Here is an 18,157-nt window from a genome sequence, read left to right on the forward strand (position 1 = left end):
TCCCCTGAAAATCGGTGATGATCTTTACTTCAACGTACAGGTCAGTGTGCCGTACCCAAGCTGATCATAGCCTCCACTGTTAGGACCGTAATTTCCGCCGCCACCCTCGGGTCGTACTTTTTGGGCGAAGCGTGCACAATTCGGTGCCGGCAACCCTTTACGGTTTACATAATGGTTGTACACCAGTTCCCAAATAGGACGGCCATTTCCGCGGCCGCCACTACTGATGATATCCTGTACTACACCAACACAATTGGAATATGGCTTAAAAGGAACGGAATCCCCCAGGTTATATGCTGCTACATATTCTGCTCCTTTTAAGAAACGGTTGTTATCATAGCCATACATATCATCGCCCTGGTTCCAGGCCATTTCGCAAAATGCGCCCATCAATCCAATGCCCAGCGTGGCATGTCCCTGGTCCCGGCCACTTTCCTGCCATTGCCCCAGCCCATCCGGGTGAATAAAATAAACGGCATTTCCAATAGCTCCATTGCCGGCACCGTGCTTAAAGTAATTAATTGCCTCGTTATAGAGGTCCCTGTCGTCGCACAATACGCCCGTTGCCAGGATGGAGTTCATGACACACAGGTCCCAGTTTGCATAGAAATGGCTCATGCACCGCTCCCTTCTTGTCAGGAAGGCATGATTCATAGGGTAAAAAACGTTCAGCATCATCCGCTGAAACCGGGAGAAGTCGGCCTGTGCCCATCCCTTATATGTTCTCATGATCTCTGCTGCATTGGCAAACTGGTAGCCATACAACCCGGCCGCCAGGTTCGCATCATTATTACCGCCAATTTTCTTAAGCCTGGCCGACCAGGCGTTCATGATCTGTATCGACTTTTCCGCGTAAGCATTATCGCCGGTAACCTTCCATCTTAAGGCCGTAGCATAAGCGGCTGCAATATCATTAAACAGTATCCAATAGTTTTCAGGGTGCGTTCCGTCACTTCCCCGATAAACGGTATCCGCCGGGTTGGGCTGCCAACTGAGCCCACTATGTGCGTTCGTTGTGAGCTTGTTCCAGCCCGACAGCCAGGGCTCTGCTCCTGCCTCCACCTTCGTTTTCATGCGGTCAAAATCCGACTGCTTATGCAATAGTCCCGGGTGTACAAAAATGGTATCGTGGTTATTCAATACCTGCTTTTGTGCATCACTCATTTCTTTTCTACATGCGGTTAAAAGAGAAAATAAAAATGTTCCTCCAAGTACACATAGCCTCATTGGTTTCATAGGTTTTTCAAATTTTAATTGTTAAACAGACAATAAATAACACTATACGGTAAAGCAGTAACGCGAGTTGCCTGCTTATATTTTCGGGATGCAAATATTTTTATTGATGGAGGCGGTCAATATTACATTGTCGTTAACAAATAAGGGTTACAGGCAGCCATTGCCTGTAACCCTTATTTTAAATTTGCCCCTATATTAACATATACCACTATGCTGGCATATCTTCAGGCAACCACGGATCGCTTTATAGTTTGATAATATTTAAAAAGAAAACATCGTTTTCCCTCATTTCCAGCTCCTTCATAAACAAGCCATCGCCCTTTACTGTCACAATTTCCCGGGCAACAGGCGAACCGTTGTTTTGTTGTTTTATTTGTTCCACCTGCTGCCTGTTGAGTGAAGATGGTTTGCCAATGGATAAATAGGTAGAATAAGCATCATTCTCGCGATACCCTACTTTATAAATTTCAAGTGCATAGGTACCGGCAGGAACATTTTCAATATTAAGCTTCCATTTCCCTTTCGATTTTGACGGAAGATCGCGTATATAATACTGCTGGTTGTGTACGGAATCGCCAGGATGGGTGTTGGTAAAATCCCAGGCCAATGCCTGTATATTTCCTGCATCGTCGCGGCATATCCAGGAAGAAGCATCCGTATTCTGCAATTCATTATTTCCCAGCTTGTTCAAAAACTGGTACGCGTAAAATACCGGCTTGTTAATCCCTTGCGTAGTGAGCATACCAAAGCCGCCATGAAAGGGCGTGAAACGGGGACCAGCTTCTTCAAAAATATCAGTAAAAACCCAATACGACATAGAGTTGGCAGCATTCCCTACCTGTTTCAGTTTTTGCAGCACATAGGCCGCCTCGTGATAACTGTCATGGATAGGGTCAGCAGGCGTATAAGAGGCGCTCCATTCTGTATAATGAAGTTCCAGGTGAGGCATAGCTGAACCGGCAATCTCTTTACGCGACTGAAGTACATCGCCGCTGACGCTCATTGGATTTTTATCGAGGACGGTACCTGATTGTCCAAATTCATCGAGATACCCCTGCTTCACTCCGTAGGCATGCGTGCTTACAAAATCTATGGGTACATGATGCTTATCACAATAGGCAATCATTTCCGGTTCCCACGCAGCTCCTGCTGTACCCGGCCCACCTACACGATAAGCGGCATTCACGCTTTTAATGGCGTTAGCGCTATAGGTGTATAATTTAAAATAGTCGTCCTGGCTACCTGCCCAAAAGCCATTCAGGTTAGGTTCGTTCCACACTTCGAAATACCAGGTTTTTACTTCATCCGCGCCATACCGCTCCGTAAAATGCCGGGTGAGATCCTTCACCAATGCGCCCCATTTTTCATAATCCTTTGGTGGAGTCACATTCCCCCGCCACCAAAAAATCGTTTTAGGTCCGCTGGCCAGCGCGGAAGGCATGAATCCCAGTTCCACGAAAGGTTTCATGCCAATGCTGTGCAAAAAGTCGAATAAAACATCAATGTACATATAGTTATACACCGGGTTTCCTTTGCCATCCTCCGTATATACCGCCATATCATCAGTTAAAAGCCCGTGCATACGGATATACCTGAAGCCACATTCTTTTCTCACATATGCCAACTGTTGCTGCCAGTCTGCCCGGAGCCCTTCATTGGCACGGCCGGCACCCACACACTCGTTAAACATGGTGTTGAGTTTTCCGGCTGCTTTATTGAAGTCAACATGGATCACCCGTTCCGGGATAGCCGGCTTTTTCTCTTTCATCTTTTGGGCTACCCCTGTTTCCGCCATGAGAGAAAACAGGAGCATCAAAAGAAGTGTATTCTTTTTCATCTTACTTACTACCGTTTAAAAATTTGTTGAGAAAACAGGTATAGGTTACGATCCCACTCGTGGTTGTCATGTCCGTTGGTATCCACGTTCCAGGTGTGAGGAATACCTGTTTCAGCGAGATACTGATGTGCCTTTTCGCTAATGCTGAAAAGGCCGTCTTTATTGCCACATCCTATCCATAGCAGTTTCATTTTATCCCTGGCAGCTTTCATGTCCGGGATAAACGGAACATCTGTGTACATACCACCAAACTGGTATGTATTTGGCGCCGAAGAAAAGCCACCGATATAAGCGAAAGTTTCGAGGTGATGCAAACCGATATTTAACGACTGTCCCCCGCCCATCGACAAACCCGCTAACGCACGATGATCCGCATCAGGGATAGTAGCATAATGGGCATCGATATAAGGAATGATGTCTTTCAATAAATCGTCTTCAAAAGGTTTTCCGTACCCTGCAAAACCATCTGCTCTTCCTGAGCGATGAGCTTCCGCAGTATCAGTTACAGTCAACTTTGTATCGCAGTTGGGAAAAACCATAATCACTGGTGAAATCTTACCATCTGCAACCAGGTTGTCAATCACATTATCTGCCTGGCACCATTCTGTCCATTGACCATAACCCTGGCCCAAACCATGTAACAGGTACAGCACCGGGTATTTTTTGCCGGAAGAATATCCAGGAGGTGTATATACGCTCATTTCCCGGAGCGTGCCCAGTGTTTTTGATTCATACCGCACCGCCGTTAATTTCCCGTGAGGCGTATTATTACGCTGCGCATTATACCCGGCGGGAGGATCAGGAAATGTGGGTATACTATCTGCCTGTGCCAGGCAGGTATGACCGGCCAGCATCAATACAATCGAAAGAAATATGGATCTGTTGCTCATGTTATTTTTTTATATTATTGTTTATTCAGTCCAAACCAATACACCCGCGGGCTTCAGCACCTTATCCCCTACCAATATTTTACCTGTACCCGGTATGTTCATTTCATAATTATCTGAAGAATAATTCACCGCCACATAAAATCCATCCCGCCAGTAAACATATATACCGGGTGGATAATTCTCCACATCAGCACCCGATTCCAGGTAATTATTTTTCAATATTTCTTTCTCCATTTTCATATCATCGGTCACCACGCCGATATAGGTTACTGCGCCCTTACCGATATTCCTTTTCACCACCGCCGCAGTACCTTTATAAAATTGATCGTTGTAGTTGGCCAGTACCGTAGTATTATCATCCGGCTTCAACAAATCCGCCCAGATATTCCAGGAGTAATGATTTTGGCCGGCGAGAATATCTCCTTTACTATATGGCGGAATCATATCGGTGTTGGTAATATGCGCGCCAATTAAATCAGACAACGGCGCAGCTGTTTCTCCTTCCCAAAAATGCCCGTTACGATCCATCGCGGCAGTACGGCAGGTGATGATTAAATGGCCCCCCTGCTCCACGTACCGGGTCCATTTTTTTATCAGCTCCGGATCCGCCATTTCATAAGCGGGAACAATCACCACTTTGTAAGGCGACAAATCAGCTTTTTCATCAACAACATCTGCATCAGCTCCAAGTGATTTTGCCATTTCCAGGAACTTTACAGGATAGTTCCAGGCATCCCAGCGTACATTTTGTTTCTCACGGTCAATGGTCCAATAGTTCTCCAGGTTCCACACAATAGCCGTTTTTCGTGCTGCCAGCTTTTGTGGCAGTTGTGCATCCGGCTGGTAGTATTGCCGTAATTGCCTGATTTCTTTGTTAAACTGAATATACTCTACACCTCCCTGTGAAGGCGTTACCCCGTCGGTCTTAATCACCCCGGCATGATACTGTTCTGCTCCATACAAAATCTGGCGGAAACGATAGGAGCACGCAATTTTCCCACCAGCTGCAAAACTGTGGTACAGCCACATTCTGACCGTGCCAGGTAAAAGCAATGATGCCTGTGTGGCCCAATTAGTGGGGCCAGGCTGCATTTCCATCACGCCGGTAAAGCCTCCCACTGATTTATAATACTCCGCTGCAAACAACACGGTTTTGCTATCCCCCAGCCGGAACCCAACATTCCCCATATTGCCGGCACCTCCGTTAGGATAAGCAGTATACGTGGCAAAGTCCATTTTCCGGGTCAGGCGAGGATTGGCGGTAGGAGAAACCGCGGTATAATTAGTAGTAATGTATTGATCCGGGGAGATATATTTTCTCAAAACGGCGGACTGCAAATCAAGGAAATCCGCCTGTTCATCAGCGGAATATCTTTTCAGATCCAGTAAAGCATGTGGGTTATTTCCCCACCAGTTCACCAGGGTAACATTAGGTATCATCACCTGGTTAAAACTATTGTATCGCTGACTCCAGAAAGCAGTTCCCCAGGCAGTGTTCAATGCATCAATAGTTTTATACCTGCGTTGCAGCCATTGCCGGAATGCAGTTTGCGCAGAAGGGCTATAGTCGGTTTTAGCATCCGGCTCATTGTCTAACTGCCACCCTACCACGTTTTTGTTTTGCCCGTAATGTTGCGCCAGCGCCGCCACCGCTCTTTCTACAAAAAATTTATATTTTGTATTTGCATTCGACCCCAGGCCGCGGGTGCCATGTTCGCCTCGTATATAATTGCCATACATTATATGCGTTTCTGGGTATTTATCTCTCATCCACGCCGGCATAGTGGCGGATGGTGTGCACATCAGCACCTTCACGTGATGTTTCTCACAAAGTGCCACTACTTTATCCAGCCATGCAAAATCAAATTTCCCTTCTTCAGGCTCCAGCCTAAACCAGGCAAATTCTGCCAGGTGTACAAACTCGTATCCCATTTCTGCAATCTTCTTTATATCCCGCTCCCACTGATTTTCATTCCAATGTTCGGGATAATAGTAGATGCCCGTAGTGATCAGGTTTTTTGCCGGGAAAAACTGATTGGCCTGCTGTGCTTTTGCCTGCCCTCCTGATATTAAAACTGCAATAAGAATAACGATTATGCTTCTATTCATCTGAACTGCCTTTTTTATTCATCCTTACTTCACCGAAATTTTCACAGATGATGAAATACTACGTGAAGAATTTCCGATATGTAATACAAAGTCCCCTGGTTCTACATTCCAGGATTTTTTTCCTTCATCATAAAATGCCAGATCAGCCACGTTAACTGTCAGCTCCACTGTTTTCGTTTCCCCGGGTTGGAGAAAAATTTTATCAAACGCTTTCAATTCTTTTTCAGGGCGCACCACAGTACATTGCGGATCGCTGACATACAGTTGTACCACTTCGGCTCCTTCGCGGGCGCCGGTATTAGTTATCGTGCATTTTGCGTGGATAGTCTCCTCTTTTCCGTAACTGGCTTTATCAGCGGAAAAGTTATCTATCCGGAAACCGGTATATGAAAGGCCATATCCGAATGGAAACTGGGGCACAATTTTCTTGGTATCAAACCACCGGTATCCCACCAGGATATCTTCTTCATAATTTACACTCAGGTCTCTTCCCGGGAAATTGCCTAATGCGTGCGCCGGCGATTGGTCCAGTGATACTGGTAAGGTAAATGGTAACTTACCGGAGGGATTTACTTTACCACTCAGCAGGTCAGCCACTGCATTACCGGCTTCCATTCCACCAAACCACGACCACAGTATTGCAGGTACGCGTTGAACAATACCTGATAATTTCACCGGTGACCCGGCGATGATTACAACCACCGTATTAGGATTGGCTTTCGCTACTTCCCGGATCAATACATCCTGGCCATAAGGCAGATCCATATTTTGTTTGTCGAAAGATTCAGTATCAAAATCATGATTCAGTCCACCAAAAACAATGACTACCTCAGATGCTTTCGCTACCTTAACAGCTTCGTCGATCAATTTCCAATCCACCTTATCTGCACTCGTTTGACCGGCATTATTCCCTTCTTTGAATGAGGACTGCTTTTCATAACCTTGCGCAAAATTAATTTTCACGGCTGCTCCGAATTTTTTCTGAATAGCCTCTAGTGGTGTAATTTCGTACAGGGATTTTATTTCGGAGCTAAGTCCCCCGTTGCAATGCCTGCGGGTAGCATTATCGCCGATAATAGCTACTGACTTTATTTTTTTGAAATCAAGCGGAAGGAGATTTGCATTATTTTGCAGTAGTACGGCTGCTTCTGCAGCATCGTTATAAGCAGCCTGCTGATGGTCGGGCGTATTCATTTTTCCTTTCTCCCGCTTTTCATCATCCAACATTTTTGTTGTTATCATTACCCGCAATACATTGGCCACCTTTTCATCAACGATGGCAACGGGAACTTTCCCGTCCTTTACCGCGTTGATCAGCGGATCGGCAAAGTACCATTCATTGTAGTCTTTTTTATCGGTTCCCATTTCCAGGTCAAGGCCGGCTAATGCTGCTTTTACAGTACTGTGTGCCGCTGCCCAGTCGGTCATCAGCACACCCTTAAAACCAAACTCTTTGCGAAGAATTTCCCTGTCCAGGTATTCATTTTCGGAACACCAGTCGCCCCTGAATTTATTGTAGGCAGCCATTACCGTGTAGGCTCCGCCTTCTACGACCGATGCTTTAAATCCTGGCAAATAAATTTCGCGCAGCGCGCGTTCACTCATATGTACATCAACAGCATCTCTATTCGTTTCCTGGTTATTAGCCAGCCAGTGTTTTACACTTACTGCCACATCTTTCGACTGCAATCCTTTAATATAAGCCACTGCCATTTTAGAAATCAGCAACGGATCTTCACTCATGTATTCAAAATTTCTTCCGCAAAGTGGAGAGCGGATAATGTTGATACCTGGTCCAAGTAAAATATCTTTCTTCCTGAAGCGGGCTTCTTCACCGAGTACAATTCCGCGTGCATAGGCCAGCTTAGGGTTCCAGGTGGCAGCTAATGCAGTTCCCGGCGGGAAGCAGGTAGCTGAATCATTGGTCCACCCGGCATAGGCCCAGTCGTGCCGGTTTATTTCCGCGCGCACCCCATGGGGGCCATCGCTCAATGCCCATTCAGGAATACCCAATCTTTTAATTCCTGACACATAAAATTTAGAGTTCCCATGCAAGAGGCTCACTTTTTCCGCAAGCGTCATCCGGCGGATTAATGAACGGATCTTGTCTTCCTGTTTACTGTCATTTGTTGTCAACTGGGCGCTGGCGATACCTCCTGCTAACAAACCGGCAAGCCCGAGTACCAATTGCCTTACTATTCTTTTCATTTCCATCAATTTTCTATTTCAATACATACTTTAGTTATGGCATTGGTGTTGCTACTGCCACAAATCCACCGCGACGAAGCATCTTAACGTCCACAGTACCGGATCTGTCAACCACTAAATACGTTGTTGTAAATGCCTTATCGTGTTGTCCATCACTGATCAATGTCAGCTTATACTTTACGCCTTCCGGCAGAAAAGAGAAGCTGATTTTTTCTTTCTTTTCCAGTAGTTCGGCATTAATCCCCCCAATAAACCAGGCATTATTTTTACGGCGTGCCAGTATTACTTCTTTACCAGGATAGCCAGCCAGTAAGCGGGTATCATCCCATGCGGCCGGCACTTCACGAAGAAATGCTTTGACGGCATCCGGCAGTTGAAGGTAGCCTTCCGGGCGGTCGGCCATATGCTGAACACCGGATTCAAAAACAATACTCAGCGCCAGTTCATGCCCGTAGGACGTTGTATGTGGAAATTGGGAATTCGTAAACGTAACCGGCGTATAATCCATAGGGCCCACCACATTGCGGGTGAAAGGCAGGATGGTATTGTGTACCGGCATGGCCAGTGTGGAATTGGGATCATAGTTGTACCACTCCGCGCCGCGTACCGCTTCGTGCGTCATCAGGTTCGGATAGGTTCTTGTCCAGCCCCTGGGTACCAGGCAACCATGGAAGTAAACCATTATTTCAAATTCGGCGGCATCTTTCAGAATATCGAGATAATATTTGATCATATCCTGCTTCTCGCTCTCAAAGAAATCCACTTTTATACCTGCAATGCCCAGCTTTTTCAATTTCGTAAATTCTTCTACCCTCTTCTCATGCGTCAGGAGCCTGTCGCGGGGCGTGGCGCTAACATCTGTATGAGGCCCACCGGAGTTATACCACATCAATGGCTTCACGCCTTTGGCATGAATGTATCGAAGGGCATCTTCCAGGTTGCCGCCATTACCCATGGCATCCCATTCCCAGTCGAGCAACGTATATGGCCAGTTCATTTCGGCTGCCAGGTCTGCAAACTCACAAACAACTTTATAATCCATGGTGCCATGATTGTGAGACCAGTAATTCCAGGAAGCGATACCCGGTTTAATCCAATCGGTATGCTTTACCACCGCCGGGGTAGCCACATCATCTGTCAGGGTAGATGCCACCACATCTGCCAGTGTACCCGCTATGATTACGCGCCACGGAGATTGCCAGGGCAGCGAGATAGTTGGCTGCGACGCTCCCTGTCCTTTTCCGTCCCGTTGGCCAGGAAAGGTCAGCTTGTAAGTGGATTTATCATTTGTGTTACTCAGCTTGGTACCACAATAGGTTCCTGTTACATCGGCTTCATGTAACAGGAACCAGCAGGCATTATCTTTTAACTTAAAAAGCGCGGGGTAGCACCATTGCTGTTGTTGAATGCTGCTATCGCTCATGGAAGTATAAAATTCTTCATTGGGTGTATTCCATCTTTCCATCCACCGGCTTGTTGTTGCAGGGATGCCGTAAGCAGTCAGTTCATCCTTTACCACAAATGTTCCTTGCTTCTCCGGAAACTCATAACGGAAAGCAACGCCATCGTTGTAAGCCCTGATCACAACGTTCATTTTTGCTTTAGAAGGATTTTCAAAAGAAACGATGACTTCATTTCCTTCGTTGCTACAAGCGGATCTCTTACCATGCAGTACAATATATTGCTCATGGATCAGCCGGGGCTTACCTGTGTTCAGCAATTTCAGTTCTTTGGAAAATTCCTGGTCGCTGCGCAGCAGTCCGATATCAATACGCGGAATCACTTCCACCATCTTTCCCTGGTTGTTGTAAGATGCTTTGAGATACCATCCTCCTGTGCCATTATCGGATGCAGAAAATAAAGCCACATTCATCCGGTGATCCGGGGATTGCACCGTTGCTTTCTGAGCCAATGATGACAGTGTGCAAAACGAAAAAAGGAAAACAATGCCAATCGAAAATTTCATATTTACCATGTTTATACTGAATAGTTAGTTACCACCTGCTCTGAGTGCATTCATCGTGCGTTGATCCCGCACAGTGTTATTACGTCTGTCCAACGCTCCACCGGTGTCCCAGTAGAAAGGCTTCACGCCGTTGGCAATGGCCTGTTTGGTGACATAGGTCAGCCAATAGTCCACGGCATCATTATGTGTAGCCAGATCTTTAGGAACATACCTACTGTTATCACGGCGATAAGTACCGTATTCACCCAATAATACCGGGATTTGCTTATCCGTAAATTTTGTTTTTATCAGTGCAAAAGATTTATCCACGTCGCTTTCTTCGCCCCAGGTAGCATTTCGTTCCGGCTCAATAGTAGAATGGTGGCCGGCGCCCCAGTAGTAAAACATTTTACCCCAGGAGGCGTCGCCATCCATCAGGATACAAAACTGGGCAGGAGAGTAATAATGCACCTCTACCATCATACGGTCTTTTACTTTATCCGTAGGAAGTGTATTCATCCAGTCATTACTTTTTTCAATATTGGTGGATGGTCCCTGCACTACCAGCACGCGGTAACTATTACGGCCGCCGGTAGAGCGAACTGCACTGACGAAGGTTTGATGATAGCCGGCGAGAACATCCATCTGTTCCTGGCTTTCTACTGCAGGTTCGTTGGCACTGGCAAACATCAGGTGCTCATCAAAGTCACGCATTTTGGTAGCAATTTGTTCCCAGAATGCTTTCTGTTTTGCATTGACAGAGTCCTGTTTAACTTTGGTAATATTGTTCTCCAGCCAACCGCCGTCCCAATGAATATTGAGTAAAACATACATATCGTTGTTCACGCAATACTGTACCACCTGTTTTACACGGTTAAGCCACTCCTCCTGGATTTTAGCGGTTGCTTTATCAGCATGCAGATCCCAGGCGCAAGGCAGGCGGATGGCATTAAATCCTTGCGCCTTTACCGCCTGGATATAGCTTTCCGTGATCAAAGGATTTCCCCAGGAGGTTTCTCCGCCGGTAGCTTCCAGGGTATTCCCAATATTCCAGCCCAGTTTGAATTTGGCGGCCAGTTGAACAGCGTTGCTTCCCATGCCACTGGCGTCTGCCGGCGCAGGCGATACATTGTAGCCCGGGTACAGGCTGCTGCCCTGCTTTATGTTCACCCTCCGCACCTGGCTGGTGCCGGCATTTACGACCAACACAGCTGACCGGCTTGCACCTGTAGTATTTGACGTGGTGCTTACATGAACTGTCACATTTCCGCTTTTACCTGATGGCTGGCTTACCTGCAGCCAACCATCAGCGGGATTAGTAATACTCCAGTCTACGTTACTGGTGACGGATATGTCAACAGCACCTCCCTCCGGCTCGAAAATAATTTCAGAGGAAGAAACTGACAACTCCGGTGTAACAGCGCTCTTTTTACTACAATAAGCAGCCGTGACGGCAAAAAAGAGCAACCCGACAATCGTATACTTCCTGGTGTTTTTCACATTCATATAATCTGGTTAAAAATTTTGACACTATTTAATCTTCACTACCCTGATATTATCAATAGCCGCCTGTAATCCCGAGGTGGTAGGAGAGCCGGAGTAGTTTTTAGTCTGGATATTTATTTCACCGTTGGCAGTAGCACCTAACAACGTAGTCAGGTCGGCGGCAGCAGTGCCTTTACCATCATTGGTTCTGAACAGCGATAAAGGCATCGTAACAGTATGCCAGCCTTTGGTAGTAAAAGGGGTGACAGCACCATTAGTACCTTGCCAGGGTTCATAGCGGGCCTGGTAGTCAAAGGAATAACCTTTTATCACATAAATGGAAGTAGCGGACCATGGCACGGGAACATTGATTTCAAATTTCACTGCATAATTATCAACAGGCACATTCAGGCTATCTACAGGTATCCATTGTACTTTCTTCATATTGATACTCCTTCCACCACCCCACCAAACACCATCACCAGCTCCCAATGCACCATATTTCAACACTGCATAATTCCCCCTGTTACCTGGATAAGCAACACTGCTGTTAGAAATATCCCCGCCCCAATCGTGTGTATTGATATCGTCAAAATTGCAGAGCACCCCTGTTTTCTCGTCATTTACGTTATAGGGAGTGGTGGCCTTACCAGACTTGGTAGCAATCACCACTGGTCCGCTTTGGGTAAGCTTTGGCAGTACAAAACCGATAGACGTACCATCAGTGGATTGCGAATAATTTGTAATCGCAGTCCCTGCAAAGGTGAATTCCTTTATGAAAAATAAATTAAGCCCGGTGATGTACACGGAGTCGCCTTCATTGGCATTTTCGTTGGAAATAGTAGTGATAGAAGGCGGTGGTGCAGCAATACTGAATGTATATGTAGTGGCTCCCTGCCGGGTAACATAGCGAATGGTATTCAGTGTTTCAGCTGGTACCGATGGAAACGGTATCACAGCAGGTACCAGCACAGTAGCACTGGTATCAGAATACATGACACTGCTCACAGTGGCTGGTACCCCATTAAAAGATATCTGAACGGCATCCTTTAAATGATGTCCTATCAATACCACCCACTGGCCCGTAGTGATAGTTTCTACCAGGGTATCAGCCGGAGATGCGGCATAATTTCTAACACTTGTTATCTCCGGCGCTGCTCCTGTTGTGTCTTTCTTACAGGCAGACTGCATACAGGTAAACAACACGGCAAGCGCGAAAAGCGGTAGACTTTTATATAGCTGATGGAATGTTACTTTATTCACGGTATAATAATTTTTGGTTGTTTAGTAATATGATACCGGAGGCTCCAGTAGTTTTGGATTGGCTGTTACCTCAGAAGAAGGAATTGGGAATGTAAAGCTTTGAATAGTGGGTGGAGTAATCACTCCCCATGGACTGCCAGGCGTTACAACACCGTCTGTCAGCGTGAAGTTTACGCGTTGCTCACCTGCCAGCAGGCCGATGGCTTTACTCGGGTTATAATAAGATAACCTTACAAGATCGGTCCAGTATTGACCCTCTGCCGCCAGTTCAATTCTTCTTTCAAGCAGTACGCTATCCGCATCAATTTTAGGAGCCGGGAGCATTCCCGCTCTTTTCCGCACTTTATTAAAATAAAAAAGGGCATCTGCGTTGCTCGTAGAAGCATTGTTACCCAGGATAGCTTCTGCATACAGGAGATACACATCCGCCAGCCTTAACAGGGAGTTATGCTCCGTTGAAGTGGTTTGCGTCATGGTAGGCGCATTATTATCTTTATTGGTGCCGATAACATGCTTTTTTAGCGCAGCTGACCCGGTAAATTTAAATCCACCACCAGCAGCATTCAGCTCCGGGTAATAGTCACCATTGATCATAAAAGTAGCTTTACGTCTTAGGGAATCCCTTGTAGCGTATAACTTGTACATGTCTACGGTTGGCCCTATACCAAACCAGCCGGCGGATCCATTGGCAGAGATATCCGCATTCGTGGAGTAGATCTGCAGCATATTGCCTTCCATCCAGGACCCGGTTGGCGCCCATTGCAATGCAAACAGGGATTCCGGATTATCATTAAACTGGGTCTTAAAAAGATCCGCATAGTTCGTTAATAAATCCAGCCCGCTGTTCTTACATACATTGCCCGCATATTTCGCTGCACTATCCAGGAATTGCTGATTCCGGGTACCGGTTTGATTCAATCCCGCAACTGTTAAATAAGCCTTTGCCAGCAGACCCTGTGCTGACCAGGTAGTCACCCTTCCCGCTACATCAGCAACAGGGAGATGCCCGGCTGCAAAAGTCAGGTCATTGATAACGAACTTGTAAACGTCCTGCGTTTTTACACGGTTAATCAGGGGAGAAACTATCAGCTTGCTGTTGTCTTCAATAACAGGAACAGCTCCCCAATGTACTGCCAGGTTATAATAGGCATATCCACGTATAAACCGGGCTTCTGCAATAGCGGCATTTTTGTTCCTGTCGGAAATGGAATCAGGCGCTCTTTGCTGGATAGCATTGATGGTAACATTGCAGTGAGCGATAATTTTATACATCGACTTCCAGTTGGAAATCATGATGCCGTTCATACCGGTAACGGTGAATGTATTTAATTGCACCGCATCTCCCCAGTACCCTACTGCCATGTTTCCACTCAGCACATCTCCAACAGGCAGATAACAGGTGTAGTTCCAGTCGCCCCATGGGCTACCGGCGTATAATGCGGCGGTGGCTAATCTTAAATCATTGGTACTTTGATAAAAATTATCTGCACTTATCTGCGACAATGGCGGACGATCCAAAAAACTTTTGGAGCATCCCGTCATTGCTATTATTATTAACAGGAACGCAATTATTTTATTCAATACTGATCTCATAACGATTGATATTAACAGATGAATATTTTATTTGGTCAGTTTAATATTGGCGCCAATGGTAAATACGCGGGCCTGCGGATAATAACCATTATCCACGCCGGCAGACAGCGGGTCCCAGGAGCCAATCTCCGGATCCATTCCCTTGTAATTGGTAATGATGAAAGCATTTGAAACATTGAAGTACACTCTCAGGTACTTAATGCTGGCCTTTGAAATCAAGCTTTCAGGGAGTGTATATCCTAAAGAAATATTCTTACATCTCAAAAATGATCCATCTTCAACGAATTTATCAGAGTTCCGGTTATTATCATTGGTGTTATCATTCCTGATACCCACAATCCTGGTTTCAGGATTAGTTACTTTGATATTATTAATATCGGTAGCGCTTCCATTCGGGTCAATCAAAGTAAGTTTCGCATAGTCCATCAGCCCCCTGAGATATCCATAGCTCGTACCAGGATATTCTCCATTTACGCGAAGCTGATTATATACTTTGTTACCAACGTTAGCAGAGAAAAATATATTCAGGTCAAAGTTTTTATAAGAAAAAGTATTATTGAAACCAAGCTGGAACTTTGGTATAGGAGAACCGAGGAATGTTTGGTCCTGTTCATTAATGACACCATCTCCATTAAAATCCTTGAATTTCAGATCACCATACCAGATGCTTCCACCGGCTGCACCCACTGGCAACGGCACCCCATTTTTAGTAGGCAAAGCATGTGTTTTGAAATCTTCTTTTGTGGCAAATACGCCACCATCAATCACATAACCGTAAAACTCCCCGATAGACCTGCCCACCACCGTTTTACTATATTGCCTGTCTAACGAAGCACCATCGGTATTGAGCTTCACTACTTCATTAATATTACGTGAAACTGTTACATCCGTTTTCCAGGTGAAATCTTTTCTCTTAATATTGGTAGAGCTAATTCTAAAGTCAAAGCCCTTGTTATTAACCGTACCCACATTCACGTATGGCGCGTCCAATGCACCTGGTGCATAGCCGATTAACGTACCGGAATACATAGGCAAAGGAATTTGCAGTACCAGCCCATCCGTTCTGCGATTATAAAAATCTACCGCAAAATTTATCCGCCAGCCGAAGAGCGTACCATCCAGTCCGATATTGGTATATTTTGTTTTCTCCCATTGCACATTGGGATTGCCTACATTCTGCGTCAGTTGCGCAATTCCTGTAAGCCCGGTAGCTACGGTAGCCAGCGTAGAAGTATAAGCATAGTCACGGATGTTTTGGTTATTCGTTAAGCCGTAACCCAAACGCAGTTTTAACTCGTTCAGTTCCTTCACCTGCTTTAGAAAATCTTCATTATTTATTTTCCAGGCAAAAGCACCTGACCAGGTAGTTACCCAGCGATTTTCTGCAGCAAACTTTGAGGAACCATCTCCCCTGACATTGGCTGTAAAGAGATATTTGTCATTGAGGCCAAAGTTGATGCGGCCAAAGTATGATTCCTGTGCACTTTGTCCTTTGCTGCCGGAATTGGTAGCTGTACTGGGATCTCCGCTGCTGATGACCTGTACATTATTGGAAGGAAAGTTACTCCTGCTGGCAGAAGAATTCTCATTGGTACTCAGTTGTGCTTCATGTCCTAACAACACATTTACATTGTACCTGTTTTTAAATAAATGTGCATAGGTCAGGAAGTTCCTGAGGGTAGTAAATGAGTTTTGTGCAAAATTATAAGACCCGCTGTTAAGACTGTTTTTTACGAGTCCAAATGTATAGGTAGGATTAAACTTGTCTTCAGTGGCCATCGAAAAGCTTCCGGTTACTTCGTTCCGCAAGGTCAGATCCCTGGTAAAAGCTATTTCGGCATATAAATTACCGAAAAGCTGGTTTCTCTTTGCCACATCTTTATTAATAAGCGCGATAGCAAACGGGTTCACGATATTATTATTCACCCATCCGTTGGGGTTATAAGCACCGGCCCAGCTACCATCATCATTTTTCACCGCAATATCGGGTGTTTGAGATAATGCGTTACTGATCACATTTGAACTGCTTGAATTCACATTCTCTTTAATATTCACCAACTGCAGGCTGGTACCTATCTTCAACCAATCTGTTGTTTTATTATCGAGATTCAATCTTAGCGATATCCTGCGAAAATCAGACCCGAGAGCAATACCTTCCTGGTTGAAATAGGAACCGGACAGGAGGTATTGTGTTCTCACATCTCCTCCATTAATGGTGAGGGTATGATTTGACATGGGTGCATTTCTGAAAAGTTCTTTCTGCCAATCGGTACCGGTACCCAGGTACTTGGGATTTGCAAATTCCGGGCGGGTATCAAATCCCCAGCCTAAACCGGTGTTTCTGTCATTTATAAAAGTGGCATATTCCTGCAGGTTCATTACAGGTAATTTTTTTGGTATCTGCTGATAGCCTGCGTACATATCGTACGTAATGCTTGGCGGAGCCACCTGCCCGCGCTTCGTGGTGATTACCACTACGCCGTTGGTAGCCTGGGAACCATAAATGGCGGTGGCGGAAGCGTCTTTCAATACGTCAATAGATTCTATTTCAGATGGATTGATACCTGCCAGTGGGTTCACACCGGGGCCTAATGCTGCGGTACCACCAATAATAATTCCATCTATTACGTACATGGGCGCACTTCCTCCAAAAGAAGACAGGCCGCGGATCTGAACAGACACCGCACCACCAGGCTGACCTGATATTTGCTGGGCTACCAGTCCCGGAACTTTTCCCTGCAAGGCCTGATCAAAGGTAACAGGCTGTGTTTTCCGGATCTCATCGCCGGACACAGAGGAGATAGAGCCGGTTACATCCGGGCGTCTTACTTTACCATAACCAATTACCACCACGTCTCCCAGTTGTGAAATATTTTCGGCTAATGCAATATCAATGGAAGTGGTCTTTGTAATCACCACTTCTCTTTTCAGGTAGCCTATTATGGAAACCACCAATGTATTTCCGGTAGCAGCATCGATCGTAAACTTTCCCGCCTCATCTGTAACGGCGAAGCGGCTGGTATTTTTTACGGCAACAGTGGCCCCGGGGATTGGTGAAGCATTATTTTTATTAATAACTCTACCGGCTATCTTCGTTGTTTGTGCAAAAAGTGGGGGGCTGCAAAGGAATCCCAAAAGGATACCCAATAGCGGTAGTATTCGCAAGCGAATCATTTTGGTTGACTTCATTTTTTAGTTTTTTCTTAAGTGGATGATTATCTCCAACAGCGGGAGACGACATTTCATAACGTTAGTACACTTATGCCAGGATACAACCTGTTAAGTATGATGCTTCCAGGAACTGGTTGCAAGTTTTAATGCGATCTGACGACATTCAGTTTAACAGTTTGAGGTGAGTGAAAGAATAAGACATTCATAACGGTAAAAAGGGCTCCGGGTGCTACCCTGTAGGTAGAATAGCCTGGTAACATGCCCCTGAAGGGAATGTAAACCGCCATACGGAGTGAAATTAATGCTCGTTTCATATACGTGGATTAAATGTTATAAAGGTATAGTGATAGTGACTTAATGCCGGGGCCTGATTGATTCAACTATGGGCCTCAAATGTTACAATTGGCCAGTCAATTTCGG

Annotated in this window: 10 protein-coding genes; all 10 read right to left on the minus strand. The window is 45.6% G+C overall.

Going from position 1 to position 18,157, the window contains the following annotated elements; genetic code table 11:
* Positions 1 to 24: 24 nt before the first annotated feature.
* Entirely contained in the window at positions 25 to 1,236 is a 1,212-nt protein-coding gene (locus J7623_RS14005) for an alginate lyase family protein (RefSeq protein ID WP_291920975.1), read from the minus strand.
* A gap of 244 nt (positions 1,237 to 1,480) precedes the next feature.
* Positions 1,481 to 3,073, minus strand: a complete 1,593-nt coding sequence (locus tag J7623_RS14010; protein ID WP_291920977.1) for a glycoside hydrolase — start codon at positions 3,071 to 3,073, stop codon at positions 1,481 to 1,483.
* Between the two features lie 8 nt (positions 3,074 to 3,081).
* On the minus strand, positions 3,082 to 3,963 hold the full coding sequence (locus tag J7623_RS14015; RefSeq protein WP_291920979.1) for an alpha/beta hydrolase-fold protein: 882 nt from the start codon (positions 3,961 to 3,963) through the stop codon (positions 3,082 to 3,084).
* Positions 3,964 to 3,984: 21 nt separating this feature from the next.
* The gene (locus J7623_RS14020) at positions 3,985 to 6,072 is read right to left on the minus strand and encodes a beta-galactosidase (protein WP_291920982.1); all 2,088 of its coding nucleotides are present in this window, start codon (positions 6,070 to 6,072) and stop codon (positions 3,985 to 3,987) included.
* 24 nt (positions 6,073 to 6,096) lie between these two features.
* A complete protein-coding gene (locus J7623_RS14025; protein ID WP_291920984.1) occupies positions 6,097 to 8,280 on the minus strand; it encodes a glycoside hydrolase family 3 C-terminal domain-containing protein in 2,184 nt (727 codons plus the stop codon).
* 34 nt (positions 8,281 to 8,314) lie between these two features.
* Positions 8,315 to 10,246: a glycoside hydrolase family 97 protein gene (locus tag J7623_RS14030; protein WP_291920986.1), complete on the minus strand. Its 1,932-nt coding sequence runs from the start codon at positions 10,244 to 10,246 to the stop codon at positions 8,315 to 8,317.
* Positions 10,247 to 10,270: 24 nt separating this feature from the next.
* Positions 10,271 to 11,731 carry a cellulase family glycosylhydrolase gene (locus J7623_RS14035; protein ID WP_291920988.1) on the minus strand — a complete coding sequence of 487 codons (1,461 nt, stop codon included), beginning with the start codon at positions 11,729 to 11,731 and terminating at the stop codon, positions 10,271 to 10,273.
* A gap of 24 nt (positions 11,732 to 11,755) precedes the next feature.
* A complete protein-coding gene (locus tag J7623_RS14040; protein WP_291920990.1) occupies positions 11,756 to 12,973 on the minus strand; it encodes a glycan-binding surface protein in 1,218 nt (405 codons plus the stop codon).
* Positions 12,974 to 12,994: 21 nt separating this feature from the next.
* Positions 12,995 to 14,566, minus strand: a complete 1,572-nt coding sequence (locus J7623_RS14045) for a RagB/SusD family nutrient uptake outer membrane protein (RefSeq protein ID WP_291920992.1) — start codon at positions 14,564 to 14,566, stop codon at positions 12,995 to 12,997.
* A 27-nt stretch (positions 14,567 to 14,593) separates the two neighbouring features.
* A complete protein-coding gene (locus J7623_RS14050; protein WP_291920995.1) occupies positions 14,594 to 17,755 on the minus strand; it encodes a TonB-dependent receptor in 3,162 nt (1,053 codons plus the stop codon).
* Between the last annotated feature and the right edge of the window lie 402 nt (positions 17,756 to 18,157).

Source organism: Chitinophaga sp. (assembly GCF_017745275.1).
Classification (GTDB): Bacteria; Bacteroidota; Bacteroidia; order Chitinophagales; family Chitinophagaceae; genus Chitinophaga.